Annotated in this window: 3 protein-coding genes and 1 pseudogene; all 4 read left to right on the top strand. The window is 34.5% G+C overall.

The genetic code is table 11. The features are described from left to right. Positions 1-213: pseudogene (locus tag B3J44_RS17035) on the top strand (TolC family protein); the annotation flags it as partial. 28 nt (positions 214-241) lie between these two features. Continuing rightward, entirely contained in the window at positions 242-1,330 is a 1,089-nt protein-coding gene (locus B3J44_RS17030) for an efflux RND transporter periplasmic adaptor subunit (protein ID WP_286969861.1), read from the top strand. A 34-nt stretch (positions 1,331-1,364) separates the two neighbouring features. Continuing rightward, positions 1,365-4,466, top strand: a complete 3,102-nt coding sequence (locus B3J44_RS17025; protein WP_286969859.1) for an efflux RND transporter permease subunit — start codon at positions 1,365-1,367, stop codon at positions 4,464-4,466. Positions 4,467-4,911: 445 nt separating this feature from the next. After that, on the top strand, positions 4,912-5,120 hold a 209-nt coding region (locus tag B3J44_RS17020), incomplete at its 3' end, for a hypothetical protein (protein WP_286969856.1).

The raw sequence follows: 5,120 nt of genomic DNA, 5'->3' as shown, positions 1-5,120 counted from the left end.
TACGATAATGTTGATGCCAGTTACGAAGGTGATTTGGACAAACTATTAGAAGCTTATCGAAAAAATTTCATGCAAAAAAATACCAGCATGCTCGAATATCTTGATTTTGTTGATGCGTATCTAGACAACAAAACCATTTTATTAAACTCTAAGAAAGATCTCAACAACAATCTTGAAGAATTACGCTACATCGCGGGTGAAGAAATCAATTAAACCGAATTATCTAAAAAATAATAACATAATGAAGAAATATATTTTACTCCCGATGCTTGGGTTATTGCTCGTTTACGGATGCGGCAAAAAAGAAGAAGTTAAAGAGACAATTGCAGACAAATTTTGTATTGATAAAGAATTAAAAGAAAAAATCACTATAGAACCAATTCAAAAACGTGCTGTAAGTGAATCTATTAATCTTACCGGAAATATTACTTATAATGGCGATCATGTGGTTCAGTTTAACAGTCTTGTGGAAGGAATTATAACTAAAACCAATTTCTCATTGGGCGATTATGTCAAAAAAGGACAGGTTTTAGCCGAGATAAAAAGTACAGAACTAAACAGCATGCAATCTGAAAGCCGATCGTTGCAATCTCAGATCGCAGTAGCGCAACGCAATTTACAATCGGTTAAATCGATGTATGATGACGGAATCTCTTCTCAAAAAGATTTGATGCAAGCACAAAGCGAATTGGATGTTTTAAAATCGTCTTTAGAAAATGTAAAAGCAAACCTTGCTATGTTTAGTGCTAGCAGCGAAAGATCTGTTTTTCAAATCAAAGCGCCAACTGAAGGATATATTGTAGACAAAAACATTAGTCCAGGAATGCAAGTAACAGATGGCAGCAATTCACTTTTTACAATATCAGATTTAAAAGAAATCTGGGTTTTGGTAAATGTATATACCAGTAATTTAAAAAACGTAACTGAAAACATGCCCGTCGATGTTACAACTACGGCTTATCCTGGAGAAGTTTTTAAAGGAAAAATAAAAATGATGTCTAAAGTTTTTGATGAAGATGAACATGTTTTAAAAGCCAGAGTTGTACTTGAAAATGCAAATCTAAAATTAAAACCAGGCATGACGGCAGATATTCTTATCGATAAAAGTACAGGCGGAGAAGCCTTAGTTGCCGTTCCTGCAAAAGCGGCCATTTTTGACAACAATCGCGATTACATCCTAATCTACAAAAACGATTGTACGATCGAAACTAGAGAAATTAATCCAGTTATTAAAAATAACAATTGGCTTTATTTTGACAAAGATGTAAAAGAAGGCGAAATGGTAATTACCAAAAATCAGCTTTTAATTCATGAAAGATTAAAAAACTAAGTATTTCTAAAAAAGGACAAACACCCTACAAAACATGAAAAAATTTGTACAAGGTTTAGTGGCTTTTTCATTAAAAAACTCCCTTATAGTTTTTTTTCTGACAGTCATATTATTAGCCGCCGGAATAGTAAGTTATATTCACACACCCATAGAAGCATTTCCCGATGTAACCAATACAAGAGCCAGAATCATTACACAATGGCCTGGAAGAAGTGCCGAAGAAGTAGAGAAATTCATCACACTTCCGATATCGAAACAAATGAACACGATTCCAAAAAAATCGGAAGTACGTTCTATTTCGCTTTTCGGATTATCAGTAGTAACTGTTTTATTTGATGATGGAGTCGAAGATTTTTACGCACAACAATATGCCTCAAACCGTCTTAACGGATTAGATCTTCCAGAAGGTGCCGATGTCGAAATCGATCCGCCATCTGGAGCGACAGGCGAGATTTTTAGATATGTCATTAAAAGCGACTTGCCTATTAAGGAAATCAAAGCCATTCAAGATTGGATTATCGAAAGAGAATTAATCTCTGTTCCCGGCGTTGCCGATGTGGTAAGTTTTGGTGGAGAAGAAAAAATGTTCGAAATCAAAATCAATCCAACACAATTAGAAAATTACAATCTATCGGCTCTGGATGTTTACGAAGCAGTTTCAAAAAGCAATATCAATGTTGGTGGAGATGTAATCAAACGAGGCGATCAGGCTTACGTTGTAAGAGGCGTTGGCTTAATCAATAAGGTTGAAGATATTGGTAATATTTTAATTGAAACTAAAGGTTCAGCGCCAATATTGGTAAAAAACGTAGCCGAAGTTTCTGTCTCTGCAAAACCTAGATTAGGCCAAGTTGGTTTAGATGGCAATGATGATGTTGTAGAAGGAATTGTGGTGATGTTACGTGGTGAAAATCCGGGTGAAGTAATCAAGAAACTTAAAGTACGTTTGGACGAACTTAATGAAAGAGTTTTACCTAAAAATGTAAAAATAGTTCCGTTTATTGATCGTACTGAATTGGTCAATACAACTGTAAAAACCGTTACAAAAAACCTAACTGAAGGCGTTTTATTAGTATCACTAATCGTATTTATTTTTCTTTATAACTGGAGAACTTCATTGATTGTGGCTTCTGTAATTCCGCTTTCTTTCCTGTTCGCTATTGTAATGTTAAGAATTCAGGGGCTACCTGCCAACTTAATTTCGATGGGAGCTTTAGATTTCGGATTACTTCTAGAAGGAACACTCGTTATTGTAGAACAAGTTTTTGTTTCTCTCGAAAAGAAAGCCCATCAAGTAGGCATGGAACGCTTTAACAGCATGAGTAAAATGGGACTAATCAAGAAAAGTGTGGGTAGTGTTGCTACTTATATTTTCTTCGCTTTAATTATTTTGATTATTGCTCTAATGCCAATTTTCTCTTTTACAAAAGTAGAAGGAAAAATGTTCTCTCCCCTAGCCTTTACACTAGGTTATGCGCTGTTAGGTTCGCTAATTTTGTCCTTGACCTATGTGCCAGCAATGTGTAAAGTCATGCTGACAAAAAATATTGTGGAGAAAGAAAATATGATTTCGCGATTCTTTAGAGAGAATCTTTACAAACTCTTTAAATGGAGTACTAGACATCGTAAAGTTACTATTTATTCGTTCTTAGCTTTATTGACTATTTGTACAGTACGATTTGCATTTTATGGTTCAGAATTTATTCCGAAGCTAAATGAAGGTGCAATTTATGTGAGAGCCACTTTGCCAAATAGCATTAATCTTGACGAATCGGTTCGATTAACTCAGGAAATGAAAGCCAAAATAAGGAAATTTGAAGAGGTTAAATTTGTCCTTTCGCAAACTGGAAGGCCAAATGACGGAACAGATCCAACTGGTTTTTTCAATATTGAATTTCATATCGAATTAAAACATAAGGACGAATGGAAACACGACATCAGTAAAGATGAATTAATTGCCGAAATTAAAAAAATACTCGATGTATATCCTGGAATTGCATTTGGTTTTAGCCAGCCCATTCAGGATAATGTCGAAGAATATGTCGCTGGTGTAAAAAGTCCGCTTGCGATAAAGATTTTTGGTAATGACCTTTTTGAATTGGAAGAAATGGCAGCTAAAGTTGCAAACTCCATCAAAGACGTAAAAGGAATTGACGATATTAATGTGTATAAAAACATTGGTTTACCAGAATTAAGAATTCAGTTAGACGATGAAAAAATGGCGCGCTATGCTGTTACAACTGCCGATGCTCAAGCTGTAATTCGAATGACAATTGGAGGTCAAGCCGCAACCAAATTTTATGATGACGAAAAAATCTTTGATATTACGCTACGTTTTGAGAAAGAATATCGTGACTCTAAAGAAAAAATTGAAGGCATTCTAATTCCGACAATGAATGGCAAAAAAGTGCCTTTAAAAGAGATTGCTACGGTAGAATACAAAACGGGTCCAACCTTTATTTATCGTGAAGGAAATAGCCGTTACATTGCCGTAGGATTTAATATACAAGGACGTGACCTAGGAAGTACCATTGAAGAAGCGCAGAAAAAAGTAGCTGCCGAAGTAAAACTGCCGAAAGAAAATGTAATAAAATGGGCTGGAGAATTTGAGAGCAAAGAAAGAGCCTCTAAACAATTGGCTATGATTGTTCCTGTTGTTTTGGTTCTGATTTTATGTCTATTGTATTTCAACTTTGGTAATTTCAAAGACACTATGATTGCCGTAACAGCGATGCCTTATGCTTTTATCGGCGGATTCTTATCGCTTTGGGTAACAGGAACCGTTTTTGGAATCTCGGCTGGGATTGGATTTATCATTCTATTTGGAGTCAGCGCGATTGACAGTATTGTCCTCATTGGAATGATTCGAGAAAACATGCGCGCTGGAATGCACTTAAAAGACGCCATTTCTCATGGAATTTACAGTCGTATACGTCCGATTGTCATGATTGCCTTAATGGGATCTCTAGGATTGTTACCAGCTGCTTTATCAACAGGAATGGGATCTGAAGTTCAAAAACCTCTTGCCATTATGATTGTGGGCGGATTAATAACCTGTATGATTCTTTCCTTAACGGTTTTACCACAAGTTTTTTATCTGGTTTATCGTAAAAAAGACACAAATACAGAATCGTAATCTTGCCTATTTATAAATTTACAAAAAGCACCTTTATACTTATTGTTTAAAGGTGCTTTTTCCAATATATCAAATTGGAAAAATACCTTATAATGATATATTTTTTTTGCTGATCAACTATTATCAAAAAGAAACTAAAGAAAGCGATTAAAAACAAAATAACTTGCGTTTCGCTTTATGTTTAACTGCACACATTCTTAGAATGTCGCATTTTAAAATTTTGATTTGGGTTTTAAAATGCGGAATTACAATTTACTTTAGGACAGCACTTCTTTAGTCGCTGTCCTTTTTTATTTAGCTTTTAAAAAACTAATTTTCTTTATTCAAGGCTTTTGTACTTATAAAAAAAGCTTATTTTAACATAAAAAAAACTTTTAGGGGTAATATTAACAAAACATGCAATTTTAAATTTACTGCTTCAAAGACAAATCAAATACCACATCTTATGCCACTAACAAAAAAAATTATCGAATTACTGTCCAAAAAATTCAATACCAATATTACTATTTTGGGCGATTATGAAAAAAGCAACAATACTTCAATTCTTGACAATGACAATGGGACAATCTTAGTTGTCTCAAATCGAGACCAATTTTATTTCAAAGATCTGCATCGTAATCTGTGGCTCTCCGTTCTAGATCCCTTTCATATAGA

It is taken from the genome of Flavobacterium sp. UBA4854, assembly GCF_002399805.1.
Lineage (GTDB): Bacteria > Bacteroidota > Bacteroidia > Flavobacteriales > Flavobacteriaceae > Flavobacterium > Flavobacterium ginsengisoli.
Note: the sequence above shows the minus strand (reverse complement) of the source record. Positions and strands in the feature narration are given on the sequence as shown.

What these genes read in the sequence shown, in the direction of transcription:
- B3J44_RS17030 (WP_286969861.1), top strand. Translation starts at nt 242, where the DNA reads ATGAAGAAATATATTTTACTCCCGATGCTTGGGTTATTGCTCGTTTAC.
- B3J44_RS17025 (WP_286969859.1), top strand. Translation starts at nt 1,365, where the DNA reads ATGAAAAAATTTGTACAAGGTTTAGTGGCTTTTTCATTAAAAAACTCC.